The organism is Amycolatopsis coloradensis (genome assembly GCF_001953865.1).
Taxonomy (GTDB): domain Bacteria; phylum Actinomycetota; class Actinomycetes; order Mycobacteriales; family Pseudonocardiaceae; genus Amycolatopsis; species Amycolatopsis coloradensis.
The window spans coordinates 13,300-37,338 of sequence record NZ_MQUQ01000017.1; the positions used below are offsets into that span (position 1 = coordinate 13,300).

Here is a 24,039-nt window from a genome sequence, read left to right on the forward strand (position 1 = left end):
GTTCCCGTGGTCGTCGCTCGACAGTTCCGTCACAGCTTCGCTACATCGTCGAGGACGTCAGGAAGGCCTTCTCGGAACCGGCGGCCACGAACGCGGTCCGTGCCTTGGTGGTCGTGGGGAGCTCGCAGGAGACCCACGCCACACCGGTGGGCAGGAGCGCCTTCAGCGGTTCCGGTGCGACCGGAGCACCGGGGTGGCAGTTCTTGCCGGTCATCACCTTCGCCACGGCTTCGGGACGCAGCTTCACCACCGCGGACAGCCGGAAGACGGACGGCCCTGGTGCCTCGATCCGGTCCTTGGACTCGCCCTGTCTCTCCTCGACCCAGGACGCCTCGACGATCTCGCCGAGGTCCGGGAAGTCCTCGGCGACCGCCGCCGCATCGGTGGACACGACCGGTTCCTTGGGTGGTGGCGGCGGCGAGGTGCAGGCCGCGGTCAGGACGACCGCGGCCACGACCGACATCTTCCCCATGGTGCGCATGGGGACATCTTCGCTCAGGCGGTGAGCTTCAGGATGTCGATTCCGCGAGTGTTGTCGGCGACATAGACGTAACCCTTGTGCCAGTAGGGCGCCCACGCGGCGGCGTCGGCGGGCCGGAAGTAGGCGATCTGCTTCGGGTCGGTCGGGTCGCTGACGTCGAGGAACCGCGTGCCCTGCGAGTAGAACGACTGCACGAGCACCTTGCCGCGAACGTCGAAGTAGTGCGCGGAGCAGTCGCCCGACGCCGGGTCGCTGCCTTCCTGCCCGGCGACGCTCCAGGTGCCGACGGACTCGAGGCGGAACGGCTTCTCCGGCGTCGATCGCCAGCCCTCGCCGTTGTAGGAGTTCCGCAGCGACGAGATCGTCAGCACGCCGTCACCGGCGCAGCCGTCGAGGAAGCTCTCCTCGGTGGCGTAGATGAGATCGCGGCCGTGCCAGCGGTTCGAGTCCGCGCCGTCGGCCGAACGACGGCCCGCCGGGTGGAAGCTGTTGTGCATGAACTTCGACGGCGCCGCCGTCTCCTCGACCCCGCCGCCCGCGTAGGGGACCGGGTTCAGCGCGGTCGCGCGGCGGACCTTGCCCTGCACGGGATCGCGGTGATGGCCGTTGGTCCAGTAGCCGCGGACGCCACCACGTCCGGACACCCAGGCCACCCCCTCGTCGTCGACCTGGACGTCGTGCACGTAGTCGGTCTTGCCGTCGTTGCGCGCGAGTTCGATCGGGTTCGGGAACGTCTTGGGGTTGCGCGGATCGCGGATGTCGGTCACCCAGATCGGGCGGCCGCCCCAGTCGGCGGGCTGGTTCGCGGCCTTCGCCGGGCCGCCGGTCCAGAGGTAGCGGCAGTCGTCGACGCAACTGGTCGTGTGACCGGCGGGCACCTTGGTGTAGCTCAGGAGGGCCGGTTTGTCCGGGTTCTTGAGGTCGATGATGTAGATGCCGGACTCGCCGGTCTGCGTGGTGCCACCGTAGGCACGCGGATCCCGCGCGAGGAAGACGAGCTTGCGTTTGACGTCGACCTCGGTGTCCTCGGTCTCCCACAGGCCGGGCAGGCTGACCTCGCCGATCAGCTTCGGCGCGGTGGGGTTCTTCGTGAGGTCGTAGACCTTCAGGCCGAATTCGCCGGAAACCGCCATGACGTCGCGGTTGCCGTACTGCAGGAACCCCATGGCGATGGCGCCTTGCGCGTCGGGCACGTTGCCGACGGCCTTGACGTTCTTCACCGCGCCGGGCGCGCCCGCGATCCGGGCCTTCTCACTGGCGGGTTTGTCCTCCTCGCCGCAGGCCGCGGCGGGCAGGCCGGTGGCGATCAGGGTCGCGGTGACCGTGGTGATCGCCAGGCATGAACGGAGCAACCACTTTCCTCGCACGCAAACCTCCCAGGCCGGTCCCCTCACCCTAGGATCATCGCTTTGCCCGGCACAACCGTCGTTGGTCGTGTGGGACTGCTATGACATGACCATGCGCTTGCGTCTTCTGGCCCCGCTCCTCGCCGCCGCCCTGGTCGCGACGAGCTGCACGGAATCCGGCGAACCGCCCGCACCGGACGTTCTTCGCGTCGGGCTGGCCACCCCGGCGACCCTGCTTCCCGCCGACGTCCACGACCAGTCCGGGTGGATGCTCACCGGTGCGCTGTGGACGCCGCTGGGTGATTACGACCCCGCGGCGGGGAAGCTGGCCCCGCGGGCGGCCGAATCGGTCACCAGCGCCGACCGGACGACGTGGACGGTCAAACTCAAGGACGGCGGGAAGTTCCACGACGGCACCCCGGTGACGTCACAGTCCTATGTGGACACCTGGAAGGCGATCGGCCAGGAGCACTGGCGAGCGTCACCAGTGGTCAAGGACCTTTTGCGGGCCAAGGAGATCACCGCACCGGATCCCCTGACCATCAAGCTCGTCCTCGACCGGCCGTCCGGACAGGTCCCGGCGCTGCTGTCGTCACCCGCGCTGGTCCCGTTGCCCGCGTCCGCGCTGGCTTCGCGCGATTGGGCGGGGTTCGCGCGGCGGCCCGTCGGCAACGGGCCGTTCCGCCTGGACGGGGATTGGCAGCCCACCGGCGGCAAACTGGTCCGGGTGGCGGACGCGCCGGGCAAGGCACGCGTGATCGAACTGAAGACCGGGGACGCGGCGGCGCAGTACGACGAGGTCAAGGCCGGGAAGCTCGATCTCTCCACGGTGGTCCCCGGTGATCGCCACGAGGCCATGCACACGGATTTCTCACAGCGGCACGTGATGTGGGCGCTGCCCAAGGTCGCCTACCTCGGATTCCCCTTGACCGAGCGGCTCTTCTCCGACGCGACCGTGCGGCACGGCTTCGCGCTCGGGATCGATCGCGCCGCGCTGGAGGCCGGCGTTCTCGGCAAGCAGGTGGACCCGGCGAAGTCGCTTCTGCCGCCCGCTGTCGCACCCGGCGAGCGCAGCAGCACCTGCCGTCCCTGCACTTTCGACGCCGGGGCCGGGAAATCCCTGTTGACCCAGGCGGAGTTCCCCGCCACTCCGGTCCACTTCGGACAGTCGCGGGCGAACTGGCTGCGACCGCTGGCGGAACAGGCCTCCGGGGCGGTCGGCGTCCCGCTCGCCCCGGAGGCGGGCACGGGACCGTTCGCGATCGACCTGGACCTGGTGACGCCGAGCCCGCAGGAAGTGCTGGCCGAGATCGTGAAGGCCACCGGCTACTCCAGCGACGGGTTCGCCGACCTGCTGAAATCGGCCGGGGAAACCGAATCCGCCGACAGCGGCGAGATCTACCGGCTGGCGGAGAACCAGTTGCTGCGGGATCTCCCGGTCGCTCCGCTGTGGTCCGGGCACGGGCACGCCGTCTGGGCCGAGCGGGTCGCCGACGTGAAGGCGACGGCGTTCGGGGGCGTGGACCTGTCAGCGGCTTCCTTGCGCTGACCCGAGGGTGCACTTGCCCGCCACGACGTCGATGAACGCCGAGGTCAGCGGATCGGGCGTGCTCCGGCAGTAGGCGGCCAGCGTGCGCCGGATCGCCGGCTCGGGCCGCAGGACACGGCCGGGGAAACCTTCGGGCAGCACGTTGGCGGGCACCAGCGCCGGACCGAGCCCCGCCGCCGCGAGCACCGGGGCCGCCGCGGTCTGCTCGGTCCGGACCGCGGCCCTCGGCTGGAATCCCGCCGCGGCGCAGGCCTGGTCGACGAGGTCGGCCAGGCCGTTGCCCGGCGCGTAATGCACCCAAGCGCAGTCGGCGAGGGTCGCGAGGTCGACGACGCCGGTGCCATCGTCCTCGCGTGGGCCGTCGATCGGCAGGACGACGACGAACTCCTCGATGCCGAGTTCGCGCACCGGCCCGTCCCAGCCGGGCGGGACCGGGCCGACCGCGACGTCGGCCTTTCCCGCAGCCATCGCGTCCCGGAGTTCGTCGGCGTGCCGGAACTCCACCAGGCGGACGTCGACGTCCGGCCGCTCCCGGCGCCACACCCGCAACGCCGACGGCAGGACGCCGAGGCCGACCGAGTAGACCGTCGCGATCTGGAGTTCGCCTGCTTCCAGCCCGGACGCCTGCCGGGCCGCGCAGCGCGCGCGATCGGCGTCGGCGAGGGCGGCGCGGGCGTGCGGCAGCATGGCGCGGCCCATCGGGGTGAGCCGGACCCCGCGCGGCAGCCGTTCGAGCAGCGGGCCGCCGACGCCCTTCTCCAGCGCCCGCACCTGATGCGACAGCGCGGGCTGCGTCACGTGCAGCAGTTCCGCGGCCCGGGTGAAGGAGCCGGTGTCGATGACGGTCACCAGGTACTCGAGTTGCCGCAAGCTGGTCATAAAGAGAGTTTATCGGAGCGGTGATATCTATGCCTTGGACTTATCCTTGTGCCGGGTCCAGGCTCGGTGACATGAACGAAGAACGCAAGGTCGCCCTGGTCGCCGGGGCCAACGGGGTCATCGGCAAGAACCTGATCGAGCACCTGGAGACCCAGCCCGGCTGGCGGGTCATCGGCCTCTCGCGGCGCGGCGGCCCCGGCCAGATCGCCGTCGACCTGCTCGACGTGGAAGACACCCGGGCGAAGCTCGGCGGCCTGGACGACGTCACGCACGTGTTCTACGCGGCCTATGTCGACAAGCCGACCTGGGCCGAGCTGGTCCCGCCGAACCTGGCGATGCTGACCAACCTCGTCGACGCGATCGAGCCCGCCGCGCCCGGCCTGCGCCACATCAGCCTCATGCAGGGCTACAAGGTCTACGGCGCCCACCTCGGCCCGTTCAAGACCCCGGCGCGCGAATCCGACGCCGGGCACATGCCGCCCGAGTTCAACGTCGACCAGCAGCAATTCCTGGAACGGCGTCAGGCCGGGAAGACCTGGACGTGGTCGGCGATCCGGCCGTCGGTGGTCGGTGGTACCGCACTGGGCAACCCGATGAACCTCGCGCTGGCCATCGCCGTCTACGCGTCGATCTCGAAGGAACTCGGCCTGCCGCTGCGCTTCCCCGGCAAACCCGGCGCGTACGACAGCCTCCTGGAGATGACCGACGCCGGGCTGCTGGCGAAGGCCACGACGTGGGCCACCGACTCGATGAACGAGGCGTACAACATCGCGAACGGCGATCTGTTCCGGTGGAGCGAACTCTGGCCGCGGATCGCCGCGTACTTCGACCTGGAGGTCGCGCCGCCGCTGCCGATGTCGCTGGACGTCGTCATGGCGGACAAGGAAGAACTCTGGACCTCCATCGCCGCGAAGTACGGGCTGGAGGTGCCGTACAGCGCTGTCTCGTCGTCGTGGGGCTTCGCCGACTTCGTGTTCGGCTGGGACTACGACATGTTCGCGGACGGCTCGAAGGCCCGGCGGGCCGGTTTCCACGAATACGCCGAGACTTCGGCGATGTTCTTCCGGCTGTTCGACGAGTTCCGGAAGGCGAAGGTGATCCCTTGATTTCGAGGGGCCAGATTGGTCCGTGAAGGCAGGGAAGGAGGCCTTCACCACGCGACATGCGGGGAAAGCCCCCTTCAGCCCCGCCCGATGTACGGCATCGTGGTCGCCGTGACGGTCAGGAACTGGACGTTCGCCTCCAGCGGCAGCCCGGCCATGTACAGCACGGCGTCCGCGACGTGCCGTGCGTCGAACGTCGGTTCGGCCTTGACACTCCCGTCGGCCTGCGGGACGCCGTCGGCCATCCGCAGCGTCATCTCGGTGGCGGCGTTGCCGATGTCGATCTGTCCACAAGCGACATTCCAGGCCCGGCCGTCGAGGGAGATCGACTTCGTCAGTCCGGTGACCGCGTGTTTCGTCGCGGTGTAGGCGATGCTCGCGGGCCGCGGGGCGTACGCGGAGATCGAACCGTTGTTGACGATCCGGCCACCGCGCGGGTCCTGCTCCTTCATCAGCCGCACGGCCTGCTGCGCGCACAGGAACATTCCGGTCAGGTTGGTGTCCACGACGCGTTTCCAGTCCACGAAGGACAGTTCGTCGACCGTCCCGCCCACCGACACACCCGCGTTGTTCACCAGCAGATCCAGCCGTCCCCACTCCGCGCGCACCGCCTCGAACAGGGCGGCGACGGAATCGGGATCGCTGACATCGGCGGGCACGGGAAGGGCTTTCGCTTCCCCGCCCGCGGTCTCGGCCAGCGCGTCCGCGCGGCGGCCCGCGAGCGCGACCCGGTAGCCGGCGCCGAGTAACGCGCGGGAGATCTCCCGGCCCAGCCCGGAGCCCGCCCCGGTGACGACCGCGGTCTTGCCGTTGCCCATCGATCCTCCTCGCAGACCGTGCCGGACCGATCCGGCTCGGTGCTTGTTTTCCGATTACCCGCGTCCGTTCAGGCTAGCGGGCATCCGCCGAAGGGAAACGTTCACCCGGCGGCCGTCGCGCCTTCACGAAAACCGGTAACCCCTTCACCATATCGAGGCGATTCCACAGATGTGCCCAGGGGGAATTCACGCCGTTCACCTCGTCGCCGGAGCGGTGAACAGTGAAGAAGAATCCACGCTTCCAGCTGGTCCGAACCGGCGAAGAGACCATCCGATGGCGTTTGCTCGGCGGCAACAACGTGTCGCTGGGCTCGGCGCCGGCCGACTATCCGCGGGCCGAGGAATGCCTTGCCGCGATCACCTGGCTCAGCACGCACATCACCGATCTGACCAGCGATTTCAGTCACCTCAGCGGGGGCCGCTGGCGCTGGCGCCTGCATACGGACGACCGGATCGTGGCGATCGCCAGTCATGCGTACGGACGGCGTATCGAGGCGCAGCGCGGGCTCGACCGGTTCCGGTCGGCCACCACCGAGGCGGCGATCGGCGAAGGGATCGAGACCATAGCCGATTGGCGCCGGAAATACCGCCACAATTCCCCCGGACAATCACCGAATCCTTTTCCGTGACGGCCGATCACGGAAAGTGCGTTCCCCGGAGATTAACCACCATGACGTCGGGCGGGAACGCGAAGCACCGTCGCCGGACAGTGTTGCGGAGCGAGGATTGCGGCAAGTCACGGAATCCCGTGACGACTTGGGGACTAGAGAAAGAGTGCAAACAAGATGCGTGCTCGTACCACTCGGTTTCTCGGCGCCACCGCGATCGCCGCGTGTGCCTGCCTCACCCTGACCGGCACCGCCTCGGCGGTCGCCCCGGCCAACGGCCTCGAAGAGGTCATCGCCGCGGCCGGCTCGGACACCACCACCGACATCACCGGCGCGATCCTCGCCGACGCGAACACCGCGGCGTCCCGGGCCGCCTGGAACACCGACCCCGACAACTACGTCAACGTGCCGCCGCTGCTCACCGGCACCCAGACGTTCACCGTCCCGGCCGACCCGTTCGCCGACCAGGTCGTCTACAGCACGGGCAACCCGGCCCCGAACGGCTCCTCGCAGGGCAAGGCGGCGCTGAAGGCTTCGGCCGAGGCGCTCGACGGCAAGATCGACATCGCGCGGTCGTCCTCGGCCCGTAGCTCGTCCGACCCGTCGACCTTCGAGTTCTTCGCCTTCGCCACCGACGGTGTCACCTGGGCCTCCTCGGCCACCGGTTCGGGCGCGGGCCTGTCCCTGACGCTGGCGCAGCTGCGCGGCATCTACTCCGGCACCATCACCAACTGGAACCAGGTCGGTGGCGCCAACGCCGCCATCGTCGTCTACCTGCCGCAGACCGGTTCCGGCACGCTGAGCTTCTTCACCGGCACCGTCCTCGGCTTCGACCCGACCACCAAGCCGGTCGCCATCAAGCGTTTCCAGGAGCACGACGGCAACTCCATCGCCGCCGCCGACCGCTCCCGGGCGATCGCGCCGTTCTCCATCGCGCAGTGGATCGCTCAGGGCAACGCGGTGACCCCGGACAAGCGCGCGGGCTTCACCGTCAACCCGCTGACCGGCGCCGGCTTCAACGGCTCCCCGGTCGCCGGTTCCGCCGGTAATTACACCCCGGCGTTCACCACCGCGTTCCTGGGCTCGCGCAGCGTCTTCAACGTCGTCGACAGCCGCACCCCGAGCTACGACCAGGCCAAGCGCGCCGTCGGTTTCGACAACGGTGACTCGGCCTCGACCGCCAGCCGCCTCTGCGGTGGCGCCTACGCCGCCAAGATCAAGCAGTACGGCTTCCTGACCGTCTCGGGCCCGAACGGCCTGTCCTGCGTCAAGTCCTGACTCTGCTGAAACAGCAATGAGAACGGCCCGGTGCGCCTCGCGCTCACCGGGCCGTTCTTCTCGCTGCCGTACTACTTCTTCGGGGCGACACCCAGCGCGTCGAGCGCCGGGCCGGTCATGATCACGCCGGCACCGGTCACCGGGTCGAAGCCCGGGGCACCGAGGTCGATCGCGGACGACGTCAGCGCCGTCCGGATCTGCGCCGGGGTGGCGGTCGGCTTGCCCTGCGCCAGCAGCGCCGCGATGGCGGCGGCACTCGGCGCGGCGGCGGAGGTCCCGAAGAACGGCTGGAAGCCGCTCACCGAGGTCGCGACGCCGTCGGCCGCGGTGATGTCCGGCTTGTTCCGCGTCGCACCACCGGTCGAGGACACGTTGCCGGGGGTGATCGCCGACCCGTCCGGGTGGTAGAACTGATGGCGAAGACCGTCCGAAGTGAACCGCTCCCACTTGCTGGCGCCGGTGAACAGCCCCGGGAACGGGCCGGTCGGGTTCGCCGGGTCACCGGTCTCGAGCGCGCGGCCGAAGGCACCGGCGGCAGGCGCGGCCGCGACACTGAAGGCGTTGACGGCGGCCGAGTGGCCGGAGGTGACACCGTTGGTGCTGAACGCCTTCATCGAGCCCGAGGCGACGAAGCGGCCGCGGATCACGTTGAGCGCGATGAACCGATCGGCACCGCTGTACTTCACCACGGCGACCTTGAAGCCCGAGCCGGTGGCCGGGACCTGGGCGATCTCGTACGGGTTCTGCGTGCCGTTCTGCGAGCCCTCGCTGGAGGCGACGACCGAACCGGACGAGTTCAGGACGAACAGGTCGTAGTCGCTGGTGGCCTTGCCCCACGGGTCGGACCAGAACAGCGTGACGTAACGGCCGAGCGAACCGGGCGAAAGCGCGTTGTACAGCTGGGTCGTGCCGCTCGGGTCGAAGTCGTGCGGCGTGCCGGTGATCCCGGGGATCTTGGTGCTGGACCCGCGGAAATCGCCTTCGTAGTAGCCGCTGGTGCCGTCGGTGAAGTTGCCCGAGTTCCCCGCGGAGGAGAAGTAGAGCGCGCCCGCGGCGGTCACGTCGTTGACGGCCTTCGCGACCGGGCCGTCCTCGAACGGCGACTCGTCGAAGTAGGAGACGTCGTCGACGATGATCGTGCACTTGCCGCCTGCGCGCAGCGCGCGGATGTTGTCGGCGAAACTCTGCTCGCTGGTGAACGCGGTCGCGAAACCGAGCGCGGCGCCGGGCGCCATGTCGTGGATGATCTCCAGCATCGCGGTGCCCTCGTCACCACTGCCCGCCTGGCCGGGCAGGACGTCGACGGCCGGGAGCTCACCGGCGGTCTGCGACGACTGGAGCGACTTGACGCCGTCCGAGAGCACGCAGACCTTCTGGCCCGCGCCGGTCACGCCGTACTTGGTGCGGGCGGTGTCGGAGCCGTGCGCCTTGTCGCCCTCGGCGACCTGGAGCGCGGCGGCCGCGTTGGCGGCGGTGGCCCGACGGCGGTCCTGCGGCGCCGGCTCGTTCCAGGTCATCGCCTGCGAGGCGGCCTTGACCTCGGCGACGTCGCCGCGACCGGCGATCGCGTCGACGGCGTTCAGCGGCAGGTCCGCGCGGACGGCACCGGCGGGCGAGGCGTAGCGCACGGTGCCACCGGCCGCCTTGACGGCGTCCACGAGCGGCTGGCCCGCGCCCTTGATGTCCACCGCGACGGTGCCGGCGTCGCTCACGCCCAGCCCGGTCTTGTACTCGGGAAGCTTGCCCGCCAGACCCTTGTCGGCGCGGAGGCGCTTCTCGACGACGAGTTGGCTCGACTGCTTGCGCTCAGCCGGGGTGAGGCTCTGCTTGATGCTCTGCAGTGCGGAGATCCCGGCCTGCGTGCGGACCTCCTCCGACGGCTGGGCACCGGACACCGCGGTCGACAGCAGCAACGCGCCGACCGCGACCGGAACCGAGCATGTGACCACTCGGCTGAATCTGCTCATCGAACTCTCCCTGTGTTCAGCAATCCAGTCGCGCTCCGGCTAAAAGCGCGCTGGCGGCGTGTCACACCCCGCCACGAGAACGGCACAGACTACCCGAACGAACTACCCCTGACTGGGTGTAACGGAGAGAATCTAAGCAGCTGTCGGTGATCAGTCCACCGACCAAAGTCGGGAACGGGCGAAGATCCACATGATGAGAGGGTCACCCGCCGGCAGGTCAGGGGAACAATTCGGACATCCGGCCGCTTCCGCCTCGGCTCGGCCGATTCAACGAAGGAATCGGCTGATGTTCGGATTCCGTTCGTCGGCCTGCCGACAAGGTTCCGCACCTGCGTCCTACGTGTTCTTCGCGCTCTGATTTCCGGGGAGAGATTGAGCGTCTTTCACCGCTTTTCGGCGCGACCGCGGCCGGTTCGAATGTCACCTACGGCGGCACGGCTTCGCTTTTCGCCGAACCTAAGCCCAAGCCGGGAACAGCCGCCAAAGCGCCAGCGCCGCGAGCGCGCCGAGAGTGAGCAGAACCGGCCCGGTGATGACGTAGGTCGAAACGGGACGCCAGCGGCGATAAAGGAAAGTCGCCCCGGCCGCCGCCGCCACGAATCCGCCGAAGGCCAGCACCAGCCCGGCCCACGCGTCCCCGTCACCGGTCCGGCCGTCCTGCGCGTCAGCCCGGCCGTTCTGCGGGGTCGGCTTGAACGGCCTGCCCTCCAGGACGGCGGTCACCACGGTCGCTTCTTCCGAGGCCAGTGGCCACCACGACGCCGACGTCACCAGCGTCAGTCGGTCGTTCTCGGTCTTGCCGTAGTCGGCCCCCTCGTCGAGGGGCCGGGTGGCCTTCTCGGTCACCCGGTAGACGGACTTGCCCTGCGTCGTCGCGACGACGATTTCGTCACCCCTTTCCAGGGTGCCGAGTGACCCGAACGGGCCGCCGAAACCGGCGTTGCGACCGGCGATCACGGCGTTGCCCGGCTGTCCCGGCCCGGCCGTCCCCGGCACATGGCCGGGGCCGGAAGCGGTCTCGCCGCTCGACGCACCCTCGATGACGACCTGCCGCACCTTCAGGACGGGGATCTCCAGTACGGCGACCGGTTTGCCGAACTCGACCGGTTTGGCGGGCGGCGCGGCCCCGAACAGGCTCTGGCTGGCACCCAGTGCCACGTCCATCTCGCCCCGGATCCCGGTCAGTGCCTTCCGCTGATCACCCGACTGCAACATCGGGCCCAGCGCGTAGACGACCAGCGCCAGTGCCACCAGGGTGGTGACCAGCCACGCGAACACGACGGCCCCGATCCAGCCGGGACCGAACCGCAGGAACTGCTTCTCCTCGACTTCTTCCGGCGCGGACCGCCGGTCTTCCACGGAAATGCTCACGCGGCGCCGCCCGAAGACTTACGCCGCAGGAGACCGAACAGCATCGCGAACGCCGCGCCGATCTCGGCCATCGCCCTGGTCAGCCAGGCCGGAACCGGCCTGCCCGCCGCGAGATACGCCGTCGCGGACGGGAGCGTCGCCAGGATCACCAGCGCCACCAAGGGAATGAGGGCACCCAGCGCCCCCGCACCCGCGAACTTGGGGATGTCGATCGACTCGGCGAGGTTTTTCGCCGCCGCCACGCTTTCCGGCGTCGGCGCGACCGCGGGAGCGGGTCCGGCGGCGGCGGCGGGCGGTGCGCCGGCTGCCGAACCGGGGCCACCGGAGGCGTTGTCCGGCAACGTGTGGGAAGCCTGCGTCGCGCCGGAGGCTCCCGGCGGCGGCGGGTTCTTCGCTTCTTCCTTTTCCTGGCAAGCCTTTTCGACCGTTCCGGTACCGATCTTGGCCGCCCGCTCGGCGGCGGTGGAGGCCAGCGCCGGGCTCAACCGGACCATTCCGGAAGGAAGCAGTGCCTGTCCGAAGCCGACCGCCAAGTTGGTGAAGGACTTCAGCTGAGCCTGCTTCTCCTTCATCGGCTTGCAGGTCGCGTCGATCAGCGGGTTGACCGGTACGGCCATGTATTCGACGAAGGTGAGCGGGTACGCACCGTCCTTGGTCACGGTGCCGACCTCGGCCGTGCCGTCGGGGCCGAGTTTCATCGAGTCGGCCGCCAGCTGCAGGCTCTGCTCGGTCGGAGCGACGAAGTTCCCCTTGCCGTCCGGAAGCGCCACCGGTGTCCAGCGGTTGATCGTCGCCGTCGCGAGATCCGTGATCACCCAGTTCACACAGCCGCCGTCGCAGTCGCTGCCCCGCCCGGCGACGGCGTTGTCCACGGTCTTGCGCACCGACAGTTGGCCCGTCTTCGCGTCGACGTTGTGTACCTGCGACCTGCCGGGATCGAGCGCGCTCAGATCGGAAATCACACCGGGGGTTTTCCCGTCCAGGTCACCGAAGTAGTCCTTGCCCATCACCGGGAAGACCCAGGCTTTCGGCGCGGTCCCGGCGAGAACCTTGCTCAAGGCGAACGGGATCGTCCCCGGCCCCGACTCCCCGGTCACCCCGAAGAAGTCGGCGCTTCCGTTGTAGCCGGACCGGCGGTTCGCCGCGACCACCCCGTCGGGCTGGCCGTCTTTGATGGCCGAAAGCACGGCGTTGCGGTCGACCAGCGGGGAACCGTTTTTGAAGATACCGCCCCGACCGGCGGCGTCGGGGTTCTGCCCGCCCTTCGTGAACATGTTCGCCAGTTCTTCGTAGGTGAACGACGTCGTGCTGGCGAGCTTCGAACCGAGAGGGTTCCCTTCGTCGTTGACATCGGTCGGGGACCACCCGACCGCGGCGATCACCGCCGCGTTGACCCCGACGGGTACGTACTCCCTTGACCGGACGGTCTGGGCGGCAAGCGCGTTCCCGCTGCCGGTGATCATGAGATCGGAAGCGCCCTTGTCGAACGCGACCAGCCCGGTGTCTTCGGTCTCACTCACGATGTTGGCGGGCTGGTCGGCCTGGGTGGGAGCGCACAACGCCTGGTTCCAGGCGACCGCGGCCCGCCCGAGCCGCTCCGGCATGCTGGCGTTGAGCGTATGCCTGCCGATCCCCTTGCAGCCCTTGACCCCGATCCCCGGCAGGTACGGGGTGAACTTGATCGAGTCGTCGACCCAGGTCACCGACTTGCCCGTGGCGTCCTGCGCGGTGATCTGGACCGTGACGCTGCAGGGATTGTTCTCGTCGCACGTGAAGGAGAACTGCCTCCTGGTCTTCGCGCCGGTCGCCGGATCGACGATCACGGGATTGTCCGCCCACGGGACCTTGGGGAATTTGTCCCCGGGGTTCACCGCTTTTTCGTACGTGGTGTAGAGCGGATCCCAGGACACGGGATGCGGCCGCAAGGTGCCGCGCGGGATCGTGGTGTCGAAAACGATGTCGCCGGTCGTGCTGCTCCGCACCCTTTCCATCTGCTGCATGCCCGCGTTCTTACCGGCGAATTCGTCACCGAATTCGTCCTGGCAGTAGGCCTGCACTCTGGTGAGCAGGGTGTGATCCCGCGGCCATGGCGGCACGAACACCCTTTTCATCAGGTTGTCCGGCACGTCCTTCGGACAGATGACGAGCTTCGCCCTCGCCCCCTTGGGCAGGCCGGAAAGGGTGATCCGGACCGGGTCGCCGTTCTGAACCGCCGAGAGATCGGCGGGTTCGGTTTTGAGTCGGTACGGCGGGTCGGCGGGCTGCGCCTGCGCGGCGGGAACGGACACTCCCGCGACCGCCAGCATCCCGCAGATCAGCACGACCCCGACTCGTCTTGCTCGGACCAGGAACACGGACGACTCCCCAGATTTCACGGGCACGCGGCGGACGGTGCGGCGCCCTCCCGGCGCCGCACCGGACCCAACGTCCCCGAGTCACCTGTTTGGGGTCAACCGGCTCGGACCGTCTGCCCGCACTGATTCACAAACGCCCCGTCGGGCGTTCTCCGCGTGGACACCTTTCCCGGGCGCGGGAACCACATACTGGCCGCATCGAGGGGCGACGTGGTGTGCCCTGAACTCCTTTACTTGCCAACACGAAGGAAGGCCGCTCGTGACCATCGCGCCACCCCGGCCCGATCCGTCCCCACCCGGAGCACCGGTGCGGCGCGCGATCACCGAAGTCCTCTCGCGGGCCGACCGGGCGTTCCGCCGGGTCACCACCGGTGCCGGGCTGACCATGCTGGCGATCCTCGTGGTCATCGGCTTCTTCCTCGTCTACCGGTCCGGTCCGGCCTTCGACGCCAGTGGCTTCGGGTTCTTCACCACGATCCGGTTCGATCCGGCCTCGGGTGTCCTCGGCGTGCTCGGTCTGCTCTACGGCACCATCGTGGTGGCGCTGATCGCGGTCCTGATCGCGGTGCCGCTGAGCATCCTGGCCGCACTGTTCATCACCGAGTACTCCAGTGGGAAGATCCGCGGGTTCCTGACCGGATTGGTCGACCTGCTCGCCGCGATCCCGAGCCTGCTCTACGGCCTGTGGGGCTTCGCCTTCCTCGGCCCGCAGATCGTGCCGGTCTCGCTGTGGCTCACCGAAAACCTCGGCTGGTTCCCGCCGTTCTCGTCCAAGGAGAACGCGCTGTACATCCAGTCGATGTTCATCGCGGGCCTGGTGGTGTCGCTGATGGTCCTCCCGATCACCACCTCGGTGATCCGAGAGGTGTTCGCGCAGACGCCGCCCGGCGAGAAGGAGGCGGCGCTCGCACTGGGCAGCACACGCTGGGGCATGGTGAAAACCGTCATGCTGCCCTTCGGCCGTGGCGGGATCATCGGCGGTTCGATGCTCGGGCTCGGGCGCGCGCTCGGCGAGACGATCGCCGTTTCCCTGCTGCTGCCCCAGGTTCCGGAGATCACGAAGCACGTCCTGCAGTTCGGCGGTGCGACGATCTCCGGGTTCATCGCCAACAACTCCGGCGCGTCCGGGCTGGCACTGTCCGGTCTGATGGCGGCGGGTCTGGTGCTGTTCCTCTTCACCCTGGCGACGAACTTCACCGCTTCGGTGATCATCTCCAAGAGCCGCTCCGGTGCGGGGGTGGACGCGTGAGTGCGACCATGACTCCCCCGATCACCCCTTCCCCGCGCAAACTCGTCAAACGCCGCCCCTCCGAGACCACCAGGCAGGATCGGCTCGCGGCACTCGGCTGCGCGCTGTCGGCCACGCTGCTCACCTGGTTCGTCACGCATCTGCTGATGGACTCGCCCGGCTGGCTGGCCGACCTGATCGTCGCGTACCTGCTCTACCTGACGATGCTCTACCTGGTGACCCGCGACAGGCTGGGCAAACTCGCCGCGTCGGACCGGCTCGTGTCCACCATCGTCGTCACCGGGGCGCTCGTCCTGCTCGCGCCGCTGCTGTCACTGCTGATCTACATCGTCGCCGAAGGCGCACCGTACCTGCGCCTGGGCTTCTTCACCCACGACATGTCCACGGTCGCGCCGACCGATCCGGTCACCGACACGGGTGGTCTGCACGCGGTCGTCGGCACCTTGCAGCAGACCGCGCTGACCTTGGTCCTCGTCGTCCCGCTGGGCGTGCTCACCGCCGTCTTCCTGAACGAGACCCGGTCCAGGTTCCGCCGCCCGGTGCGGATCATGGTCGACGCGATGAGCGGACTTCCGTCCATTGTGGCCGGTCTGTTCGTCTACGCGGCACTGATCATTCCCGGCATTCAAGCAGGCGTGGGATTGTTCAGCTACAACGGCATGATGGCCACGCTCGCTTTGACGATGGTCATGCTGCCGACCGTGACCCGCACGGTGGACGTGGTGCTCCGTCTCGTACCGGACGGCCTGCGCGAGGCGTCACTGGCGCTCGGCGCGAGCCGGGCCCGCACGGTGTGGTCGGTGGTACTGCCGACCGCGCGGACCGGGGTGACGACCGCCGTGATCCTCGGCATCGCCCGGGTGGCGGGTGAGACCGCGCCGCTGCTGTTCACCTCGTTCGGCACACTCGGGATGAACGCCAACCCGTTCTCCGATCCGCAGGAGAGCATCCCGCTGTTCATCTACCGCTTCATCAAACAGCCGCTGGAGAACGTCCAGCAGCGTGGCTACGTCGGCGCGCTCGTGCTGATCCTGCTCATCTTCGGCCTGTTCGCGATCGCCCGCGTGGTGGGCCGCGACCGGTCCCAGCGCAAGGCGAAGAGAACCACCGTCAAAAAACAGGAGAACCGGTGACCGACACTGAAGTGTCCCTTGTGGACAGTCCGGCGCGCCCGCTGGTCGAGCTGACCGGAGGGCCGCCTCCCGGCGCGGCGGACCTCGAGTCGCGTGAAATCGGCGCCTGGTTCGGTGACCGGCTGGTCCTCGAAGGGGTGTCGCTGCGGATGCCCGCCAAAGAGGTGACCGCGCTCATCGGCCCCTCCGGCTGCGGCAAGTCGACCTTCCTGCGCATCCTCAACCGGATGCACGAACTGGTGCCGTCGGCGTCGCTGACCGGTGAGGTCCTGTTGGACGGCAAGGACATCTACGCCGACGGAACCCGCCCGCAGCAGGTCCGGCTGCGGATCGGCATGGTGTTCCAGAAGCCGAACCCGTTCCCGGCGATGTCCATTCGCGACAACGTGCTGGCCGGGCTGAAACTCGCCGGCGTCAAATGCCGTGACAAGGACGCGCTCGTCGAGCAGAGCCTGGAACGGGCGGGGCTGTGGCGTGAGGTCCGCGACCGGCTGAACTCGCCCGGCGGTGCGCTGTCCGGCGGGCAGCAGCAGCGGCTCTGCATCGCGCGATCGCTGGCCGTGCAGCCGAACGTGCTGCTGATGGACGAGCCGTGCTCCGCGCTCGACCCGACGTCGACCCGGCGGATCGAGCAGACCATCGCCGAGATCGGGCACGAGGTGACGGTCGTCATCGTCACGCACAACATGCAGCAGGCCCAACGGGTTTCGGATCACTGCGCGTTCTTCCTCGCGGCCGAGAACGAACCCGGCCGGGTCATCGAGCACGGCCCGACGGACACCATCTTCAACGCCCCGTCGGACGAGCGCACCTTCGACTACGTGAACGGGCGATTCGGATGATCCGCAGGCTGGCCGCGCTGGGCGGGGTCACGGTGTTGCTGTCGCTGGTGATCACTCCCGGCGCCGCGGCGCTCACCAGGATCACCGGCTCCGGATCGAGTTACGTCGGCCCGGCGATGAACGACTGGCAGAACGGCGCGACGTCACGCGGTATCCCGGTCAACTACTCGGCCACCAACTCCCCCGCCGGGGTCAACCAGTACGGCGACCGGACGGTGGACTTCGGCGGGACCGAGGCCGAGGTGTCCTCGCTCATCGCCGCGGGCGGTGGCGGCCTGTCCGCGCAGACCCGCGGCTACCAGTACGTCCCGGACGTCGCGGGCGCGGTCGCCGTCATGTACAACGTCAAGGACCAGGGCGGGAAGCGGGTCGACTACCTGCACCTCACCCGCGAGGTGATCGGCCGCATCTTCACCCGGGACATCACCCGCTGGAACGATCAGGCCATCACCGCGACCAACGGCGGGAAGCCGCTGCCGGATCAGCCCATCACGCTGGTCGGCCGGACCGGGCAGTCCGGGACGACGGCGCTGTTCTACGACTTCATCGCGCACGCGGCCCCCGACGCCTACAGCCGGTTCGTCTCCCGCAACGTCGGCAACGGAATGGGGAACCTGCCCGCGGGCGTGCGTCCCATCCAGCTTCCCGGGCAGGGACCGGACGCCGAGTGGTACCGGCTGCTCGCGGACTCGGACCAGATCGCGAAGTCCGTGGCGTCCGGCAGTATCCCGTTCTCCATCGCCTACGACGAATTCGCCTACGCGCAGCTCTACAAGGTCCCGGCGGCGTGGGTGCGGAACGGGGCCGGCCAGTACACGCAGCCCTACGCGGAGAACATCGCGGCCGCCTTGAAGCACGCGGAGCTCCGCCCGGACCTGAGCCAGAAACTGGACAAGGTCTACTCGAACACCGACCCGAAGTCGTACCCGATCTCGGCCTACTCGTACGTCATGATGCCGTGCACCAGCGGCCGCGACACCTGCCGCGGCGGCTACGGCGACCAGGGCAAGACCGACACGATCACCGCGTTCCTCGAGCACGTCGCCTGCGACGGCCAGGTCAACATGGCCCGGATCGGCTATTCGCCGCTGCCGCCGAACCTGTCGCAGGAGATCATGAACTCCAACGCGCGGCTCACCGGGAAACCGGCGAAACAGCTGAACCCCGGCAACTGCGGCAACCCGACCTTCCACGGCAGCCTCGGCGCCGGTGCCGCCAGCCCGCCCGACCCGCTGGTGACCGCCGGAATCATCACCCCGAACGGCAAACCTGCTTCGGGGCCAGGGGCGACCGCAGGTCCTTCGGCCGCCCCGAGCGCGGGTCCCGCCAGCGGCGACAAAACCTCGACCACGGCGGCCGGCCCGGACGAGGAGTCCGCTGGCGGCGGCTCGAAGAACTGGCGGGAAGCCGCTCCGGCCGCCTATGACGAAGGCGGGTTCGGCGGGTTCGGCGGGTGGGCGGCGCTGGTGCTGTTCGTGGCGATCGTGGCGCCTTTGGTGGTACGCGGGGTGATCCGGAAGGTGCGCGGGACGTGACCGGTACGGGCGACACGTGGCGGAACCCCTGCCGCGCGCGTGCCGTCCGTCCAGTCACACGTGCCGTCCGCCCAGTCACACGTGCCGTCCGCCGGATCACACGTGCCGTCCGTCCAGGCACACGTGCCGTCCGTTTAGTCACGCGAATTGACCGTTCGGTGCAAGTGTCGTGAGTGGTAGAGCGGGCCGAAGGCTGACGATGTGGAAATTGGGACCTTCAGTGTCCTGATTCCCACATCGTCACGAGGTCGTGCCGGTCTTGAAGCTCGATCAGACCGCCCGCTCGGCCCCCACCAACCACCAGGCGATCCAGGACGGCGAGACCCGCCCCACGCCATAGGAATCCCCTATGGCAGCCACTGACATTTCGTCTTTGCCTTTCGTTCTTTCCCGGACATACGCTTTTTCCATCGAGCGGACAATTCTCGGGATCGAAAGGAACATTGGCATGACCACACCCGAAAACGGGACACGGGAACTCGCGGGAAAGCGAGCCCTGGTCACGGGTGGCTCTCGCGGAATCGGGGCGGCCATCGTGCGCCAGCTCCTCGACGCGGGCGCCGAGGTGCTCACGACCGCGAGGTCGGCGACGGACACGGTGCCGGAGGGAGCCTCCTTCGTGGCGGCCGACGTGCGGTCGAAGGCCGGAGCGGAGGCACTCGCCGCGGCCGCGCGGGAGACACTCGGCGGGGTGGACATCCTGGTCCACAACGCGGGCGGGGCGCGACCGCATCAGGGCGCTTCGGCCATCCCCGACGAGGAGTGGCAGGACGCGCTGGACCTGAACTACCTGGCGTCGGTGCGGCTGGATTCGTTGCTGGCGCCGGAAATGCGGGAACGGCGGTCGGGGGCGATCGTGCACATCTCCTCGGCGGCGGTCACCACCCCGGTCGGACCGTTCCTGCACTACACCGCGGCGAAGGCGGCGCTGGAGAACTACAGCCGGGGGCTGGCTCTGGAGCTGGCCCCGTTCGGGATCCGGGTCAACACCGTGTCCCCCGGCCGGACGGCGACTCCCGGTGGCGAGGCGACGCGGGAGCAGTGGGCGAGCATGGGCGGGACGCCGGACCAGAGCGACATCCCCGCCGTGCCGCTGGGGCGCGACGGCCTGCCCGGTGACATCGCCGACACGGTGTCGTTCCTCGTGTCCGAGCGGGCGAGCTGGCTGACCGCGAGCACGCTCGTCGTCGACGGCGGCGAATTCCCCCGGGGCTGAGGCGAAACATGAACGAATTCAGCGGAAAGAACGCGGTGATCACCGGCGGCGGTAGCGGAATGGGTTTCGCCATGGCGGAACTGCTGATCGACCGCGGCGCGCGGGTGGCGATCACCGGCCGTTCCCAGGCAACGCTCGACAAGGCTCGCGAGAGGCTCGGCGAGAACGCGATAACGGTCCGAGGCGATGTGGCGTCGCTCTCCGACCTGGACGCACTGGCCGGCCGGGTGAAAAGCGAACTCGGCACGGTCGAAGCCCTGTTCGTCAACGCGGGGATCGCCCGCTCGCTGCCCTTCGAGTCGATGACAGCGGAGGTGTACGACGAGCTGTTCGCGGTCAACGTCAAGGGTGCCTACTTCACCGTGCAGAAGCTCGCCCCGTTGCTGAGCCCGGGTGCCGGCGTCGTCCTCACGACGTCGGTCGCGAACACCATCGGCATGCCGGGGACCAGTGCGTACGCGGCGGGCAAGGCGGCGCTGCGGTCGATGGCCCGCACCCTCGCCACCGAACTGCTGCCGCGCGGAATCCGGGTCAACGCGGTCAGTCCCGGCCCCATCGACACGGGAATCGTGCTGGAAGGGATGACCGAAGCGGAGTTCGAGCAGTTCAAGGCGGCCCTGATCGCGGACAATCCCATGGGACGGTTCGGCACCCCTGGCGAGATCGCCAGGGCGGCCGCGTTCCTCGCCTTCGACGCCACCTTCAGCACCGGTGTCGAGCTCGTCGTGGACGGAGGCGCCACTCAGCTCTGAGTTTCTGGTGGTGAACCCGCACCGCGATCGACGTCGGCAGGACGTGGCGGGTTCACGCGTCGTGTCCGGTTTGAGAGTCCGTCCTCAGCTCCGCCAACCGGCGCTGAACGGTCAGGAAACCCTTGAGAGGGAAACGGTTTCGTGCCAGGTCTCCTGGCTCAGGAGTTCGAGCAGCGCGGTCTCCGCCGGGCCCGCGGCGGGCCGGAGCACGGCGATGACGGGCTGGGACACGGCCGGGAACACCGGGCGCGCGAGGTGTTCCTGGCCGTGGGGCACTGCGGAGGCCGGGACGAGGGCCACTCCCAGTCCGTGTGCGGCCCAGCGCGCGGCCGTCGCCGTCTGGGACACGCGGGCGGCCGTGGTGGGGGTCTGCTCGGCGTCCCGCAGAACGGACAGCAGCACGCTGTCGAGCGCGCTGTCACGGTCGAACCGCACCCACGGCTCATCCGTCAGCTCGCGCAACTCGACCCGGTCCGCCGCGAGCAGCCGGTGCCCGGCGCCCAGCACCACGACGAACTCCTCGTGGCCGAGGCGGTGGGCGTCTTCGGGGCTCCGCTCGCACGCCGCCATCAAGGCGAGGTCCAGGACGCCCTTGCGCGACAGCCGCTCCATTTCGGCGGCACTCGGCTCCTCGAAGAGGGTGACCTCCAGCTTCGGGAAGCGGCGGCGCAGCGCACTCAGCGCACCCGGCAGCTGCCGGGTGCCGAAGCCCATCTGCACCGAGACCACCAGCTCGCCCACCAAATCTTCGGCACCGGCACGAGCCGTCGCCCGCGCCCGCCGCGACGCCCTCACCGCGACCTCGGCCTCACGCAGGAACGCGCGGCCGACCACGGTGGGCACCAGCCCGGCAGGCGTGCGGGCGAACAGTTTCACGCCGAGTTCCCGCTCCAGGCCGCGGATCTGCTGGGACACCGACGGCTGGGCGACGTGCAGCCGCTCGGCGGCCGCCGTCACCGACCCCTCTTCGGCGACAGCCAAGGCGTACTCGTACTGGCGAAGACTCATCGGGTCCCTCCTGCCATCGTTGTCATCATAGGCAAAAGGCGCGGCGGCTTCCTCCCGCGCCGCCGCGCCCCTGCCCTTCCCCGGTCCCGCCCCTACGGGAACGTCAGCACGACCTTCCCCCGGCCGTGCCCCGTCTCGATCTCCCGATGCGCCTCGGCGGCCTCGCTGAAGGGGTACGTCCGCCGCACCAGGAACCGCAGCTCCCCCTTGGCATACAACGACGCCAGCATCCCCAGCCGCTCGGCCGACCGCGTCCCGGTGACCAGTCGCGCCCCGGCCTCGGGTGCGCGGGCGTGATCGACCAGGGTGAGCACGCGGTCCGGATTCCCGACCAGTTCCAGCGAGAGGTCGAACGCCACCCCGCCGGCCCCGTCGAGCGCCGCGTCGATGCCGGACGGCGCGAGGGCCCGCACCCGGTCGGCGAGGCCTTCGCCGTAGACCAGCGGTTCGGCGCCGAGCGAACGGACATAGTCCTGGTTCGCCTCGCTCGCGGTCCCGATCACCCGCGCGCCGCGCAGCACGGCGAGCTGGACGGCGGCCGTGCCCACCGAGCCCGCCGCCCCGTGGATCAGCAGCGTCTCGCCGCGGGCGACCCGCAAGGCGTCCAACGCCAGGTACGCGGTCTGCGTCCCCGCCGTGAAACCGCCCGCGACCTCCCACGGCATCTCCGGCGGCTTCGGGGTGACGTTCTCCGCGGGCACCACGACGTACTCGGCGTAGGCCTGCACGGCGGTGAAGCCGAGCACCTCGGTCCCCGCGACGAGGCCGGTAACCCCGGAACCGGCCTCGTCGACGACCCCGGCGAACTCGTTCCCCGGGACACGCGGCCAACGCGGCTCCAGCCCGGCGGGTTCCCAGCCCGCCCGCACGGCCGCGTCGTACGGTTGCACTCCCGCCGCCTTCACGCGCACCCGGACCTCCCCCGCCCCGGCGTGCGGCTCCTCCAGCTCCAGCACCCGGAGTACCTCCGGACCACCGGCTTCCGTGAACGCGGCCGCTTTCATCTTGTTCCTCCAGTCCGTTCCCCAGCTGTCGGGACCCAGCCTGATACCTCAAGTTAACTGGAGGTCAAGAGTTGTCGGTGTGACGTTCTAAGCTGCCGACGTGACGAGCTACCGCATCTCCAGGGCAAACGCTTCCGACGCAGGCCGGTTGACCACGCTGATGCACGAATCCGACGCATACCTCGGGGAGTACGCGCGAATTCTCGAGGGTTATCAGGTCACCGAGGACTACCTCGCCACTCATCCCGCGTTCGTCGCCCACGCGCAGCGCGAGGTGGTCGGCTTCTACAGCCTCATCGAGTACCCGGCCGAGCTGGACCTGCTGTTCGTCGCCGATTCCGCACAGGGCACCGGCATCGGGGCCTGGCTGGTCGAGCATATGCTCGGGCAGGCCGCGGACCTCGGCATGACCGAGATCCGCGTCGTTTCCCATCCGCCCGCCGCCGGTTTCTACGAGCGGATGGGCGCTCGCCGCGTCGGCGTCGTGCCGCCCCAGCCGCCGAAGATCACCTGGGAGCGCCCGGAGCTGGTCTTCGACGTCAAACGTCCACCGCGCGGCTGAACCGGCCGATCAGTTTGCGCAGGTGCCCGGCGAATTCCGGAGAGTCCACGATCTCGAAGTCGGCGTCGAGCAGGCCAAGGTAGAGCGCCAGGTACTCCAGGGTGTCCGCACCCGCCTTGAGCAGGCAGGTCTGTTCGTCGACGGCTTCGACCACGACGGCGGGCGGCACCTTGGCGGCGACTTCGGCGGCCGGGGCGTGCAGCCGGATCGTCGCGTGGTGCCGCCACAGCGCCGCGCCGACCCCACGCTGGAGGTACGCGACAACGCCGCCTTCGGGTGGTTCACGCTGCTCGAACCGTCGCCCGTTGGGCGTACGCGGCCGCATCCGGTCCGCGCGGAAGGTGCGCCAGTCCTGCCTGTCGACGTCCCAGCCGACGAGGTACCACCGGCGGCTCATGTGCACGACGCGATGCGGTTCGACCCGCCGCCGCGTCTCGGATCCGTTGTGCCCCAGGTAATCGAACCGCAGGGTCTCCCGGTCGCGGCAGGCGTTGGCGATGACCGTGAGCACCTCGGCGTCGACCGTGGGGCCGCCGCCCCGCACCGCGAGCGTCGCGGAATTCAGTGCCTCCACGCGGCGGCGCAGCCGCGAGGGCAGCACTTGCTCCAGTTTCGCCAGCGCGCGCACTGACATCTCCTCGATCCCCGCGATGGTGCCGCCCGCGGCCGTGCGCAGGCCGATCGCCACCGCGACGGCCTCCTCGTCGTCGAGCAGCAACGGCGGCATCGCCGCGCCCGCGCCCAGGCGGTAGCCACCGGAAACGCCGGGAGTGGCGTCGACCGGATAACCCAGCCCGCGCAGCCGCTCGACGTCGTTCCGGATGGTCCTGGTCGTGACGCCGAGCCGTCCGGCCAGTTCCGGTCCCGTCCAGGTCCGTCTCGCCTGCATCAAGGAAAGGAGCCGCAGGAGCCTCGCCGAAGTTTCCGCCATGAGTTCACCTTGTCCGCTATCGCGGAACGAAGCTTTCCGCAATGGCTTCTAGC

Annotated in this window: 21 protein-coding genes; 11 read left to right on the top strand and 10 right to left on the bottom strand. The window is 69.2% G+C overall.

The genetic code is table 11. The annotated features are described in order from the left end of the window. Positions 1 to 40: 40 nt before the first annotated feature. Positions 41 to 481, bottom strand: a complete 441-nt coding sequence (locus BS329_RS29330; protein ID WP_076164610.1) for a hypothetical protein — start codon at positions 479 to 481, stop codon at positions 41 to 43. A gap of 14 nt (positions 482 to 495) precedes the next feature. Then, positions 496 to 1,833, bottom strand: a complete 1,338-nt coding sequence (locus tag BS329_RS29335; RefSeq protein ID WP_076164612.1) for an LVIVD repeat-containing protein — start codon at positions 1,831 to 1,833, stop codon at positions 496 to 498. A gap of 100 nt (positions 1,834 to 1,933) precedes the next feature. On the opposite strand from BS329_RS29335, the gene BS329_RS29340 reads away from it, so the two are divergent. Next, on the top strand, positions 1,934 to 3,376 hold the full coding sequence (locus BS329_RS29340; protein WP_084750322.1) for a peptide ABC transporter substrate-binding protein: 1,443 nt from the start codon (positions 1,934 to 1,936) through the stop codon (positions 3,374 to 3,376). Here BS329_RS29340 and BS329_RS29345 read toward each other — a convergent pair. Then, positions 3,356 to 4,255: a LysR family transcriptional regulator gene (locus BS329_RS29345; protein WP_076164613.1), complete on the bottom strand. Its 900-nt coding sequence runs from the start codon at positions 4,253 to 4,255 to the stop codon at positions 3,356 to 3,358. The two genes, BS329_RS29340 and BS329_RS29345, sit on opposite strands and share 21 nt — an antisense overlap. Before the next feature lie 71 nt (positions 4,256 to 4,326). Here BS329_RS29345 and BS329_RS29350 point away from each other — a divergent pair, with 71 nt between their 5' ends. Further along, a complete protein-coding gene (locus BS329_RS29350; protein ID WP_076164615.1) occupies positions 4,327 to 5,361 on the top strand; it encodes an SDR family oxidoreductase in 1,035 nt (344 codons plus the stop codon). Between the two features lie 74 nt (positions 5,362 to 5,435). Here the strand turns inward: BS329_RS29350 and BS329_RS29355 are convergent, their stop codons facing one another. Then, positions 5,436 to 6,176 (bottom strand): SDR family oxidoreductase, encoded by a 741-nt coding sequence (locus tag BS329_RS29355; protein WP_076164617.1) that lies wholly within the window; start codon positions 6,174 to 6,176, stop codon positions 5,436 to 5,438. A gap of 281 nt (positions 6,177 to 6,457) precedes the next feature. Between BS329_RS29355 and BS329_RS29360 the strand changes: the two genes are divergently transcribed. Together BS329_RS29360 and BS329_RS29365 are read left to right on the top strand one after the other, a co-directional pair. Further along, complete coding sequence (locus tag BS329_RS29360; RefSeq protein ID WP_244197334.1) at positions 6,458 to 6,805, top strand: DUF1508 domain-containing protein; 348 nt, start codon at positions 6,458 to 6,460, stop codon at positions 6,803 to 6,805. Positions 6,806 to 6,961: 156 nt separating this feature from the next. After that, on the top strand, positions 6,962 to 8,062 hold the full coding sequence (locus tag BS329_RS29365; protein ID WP_076164620.1) for a substrate-binding domain-containing protein: 1,101 nt from the start codon (positions 6,962 to 6,964) through the stop codon (positions 8,060 to 8,062). 71 nt (positions 8,063 to 8,133) lie between these two features. On the opposite strand, the gene BS329_RS29370 is transcribed toward BS329_RS29365, so the two are convergent. The 3 genes from BS329_RS29370 to BS329_RS29380 all read right to left on the bottom strand — a co-directional run bounded on the left by BS329_RS29370 (position 8,134) and on the right by BS329_RS29380 (position 13,781). Next, positions 8,134 to 10,029, bottom strand: a complete 1,896-nt coding sequence (locus tag BS329_RS29370) for a S8 family peptidase (protein ID WP_076164622.1) — start codon at positions 10,027 to 10,029, stop codon at positions 8,134 to 8,136. 456 nt (positions 10,030 to 10,485) lie between these two features. Then, positions 10,486 to 11,394 carry a sortase gene (locus BS329_RS29375; protein WP_425266384.1) on the bottom strand — a complete coding sequence of 303 codons (909 nt, stop codon included), beginning with the start codon at positions 11,392 to 11,394 and terminating at the stop codon, positions 10,486 to 10,488. A 2-nt stretch (positions 11,395 to 11,396) separates the two neighbouring features. Next, positions 11,397 to 13,781: a hypothetical protein gene (locus BS329_RS29380; RefSeq protein ID WP_244197335.1), complete on the bottom strand. Its 2,385-nt coding sequence runs from the start codon at positions 13,779 to 13,781 to the stop codon at positions 11,397 to 11,399. Between the two features lie 232 nt (positions 13,782 to 14,013). Between BS329_RS29380 and pstC the strand changes: the two genes are divergently transcribed. The 6 genes from pstC to BS329_RS29410 all read left to right on the top strand — a co-directional run bounded on the left by pstC (position 14,014) and on the right by BS329_RS29410 (position 20,481). Beyond that, entirely contained in the window at positions 14,014 to 15,003 is a 990-nt protein-coding gene (gene pstC, locus BS329_RS29385) for a phosphate ABC transporter permease subunit PstC (protein ID WP_076164627.1), read from the top strand. Beyond that, a complete protein-coding gene (gene pstA, locus BS329_RS29390) occupies positions 15,000 to 16,136 on the top strand; it encodes a phosphate ABC transporter permease PstA (protein WP_208619295.1) in 1,137 nt (378 codons plus the stop codon). Before pstC ends, pstA begins: the two co-directional genes overlap by 4 nt. 41 nt (positions 16,137 to 16,177) lie before the next feature. Beyond that, complete coding sequence (locus BS329_RS29395; protein WP_425266385.1) at positions 16,178 to 16,978, top strand: phosphate ABC transporter ATP-binding protein; 801 nt, start codon at positions 16,178 to 16,180, stop codon at positions 16,976 to 16,978. After that, positions 16,975 to 18,513 (top strand): substrate-binding domain-containing protein, encoded by a 1,539-nt coding sequence (locus BS329_RS29400; protein ID WP_076164631.1) that lies wholly within the window; start codon positions 16,975 to 16,977, stop codon positions 18,511 to 18,513. Before BS329_RS29395 ends, BS329_RS29400 begins: the two co-directional genes overlap by 4 nt. Before the next feature lie 448 nt (positions 18,514 to 18,961). Next, the gene (locus tag BS329_RS29405; RefSeq protein ID WP_076164633.1) at positions 18,962 to 19,729 is read left to right on the top strand and encodes an SDR family oxidoreductase; all 768 of its coding nucleotides are present in this window, start codon (positions 18,962 to 18,964) and stop codon (positions 19,727 to 19,729) included. 8 nt (positions 19,730 to 19,737) lie between these two features. Next, the gene (locus tag BS329_RS29410; protein ID WP_076164634.1) at positions 19,738 to 20,481 is read left to right on the top strand and encodes an SDR family oxidoreductase; all 744 of its coding nucleotides are present in this window, start codon (positions 19,738 to 19,740) and stop codon (positions 20,479 to 20,481) included. Between the two features lie 111 nt (positions 20,482 to 20,592). Here the strand turns inward: BS329_RS29410 and BS329_RS29415 are convergent, their stop codons facing one another. Both BS329_RS29415 and BS329_RS29420 read right to left on the bottom strand, forming a co-directional pair. After that, positions 20,593 to 21,489, bottom strand: a complete 897-nt coding sequence (locus BS329_RS29415) for a LysR family transcriptional regulator (RefSeq protein ID WP_076164636.1) — start codon at positions 21,487 to 21,489, stop codon at positions 20,593 to 20,595. Positions 21,490 to 21,581: 92 nt separating this feature from the next. Further along, complete coding sequence (locus tag BS329_RS29420; RefSeq protein ID WP_076164637.1) at positions 21,582 to 22,493, bottom strand: NADP-dependent oxidoreductase; 912 nt, start codon at positions 22,491 to 22,493, stop codon at positions 21,582 to 21,584. Between the two features lie 100 nt (positions 22,494 to 22,593). Between BS329_RS29420 and BS329_RS29425 the strand changes: the two genes are divergently transcribed. Then, the gene (locus tag BS329_RS29425; RefSeq protein WP_076164639.1) at positions 22,594 to 23,055 is read left to right on the top strand and encodes a GNAT family N-acetyltransferase; all 462 of its coding nucleotides are present in this window, start codon (positions 22,594 to 22,596) and stop codon (positions 23,053 to 23,055) included. Here the strand turns inward: BS329_RS29425 and BS329_RS29430 are convergent. Then, on the bottom strand, positions 23,033 to 23,986 hold the full coding sequence (locus BS329_RS29430) for a helix-turn-helix transcriptional regulator (protein WP_076164641.1): 954 nt from the start codon (positions 23,984 to 23,986) through the stop codon (positions 23,033 to 23,035). The two genes, BS329_RS29425 and BS329_RS29430, sit on opposite strands and share 23 nt — an antisense overlap. Positions 23,987 to 24,039: the final 53 nt, after the last annotated feature.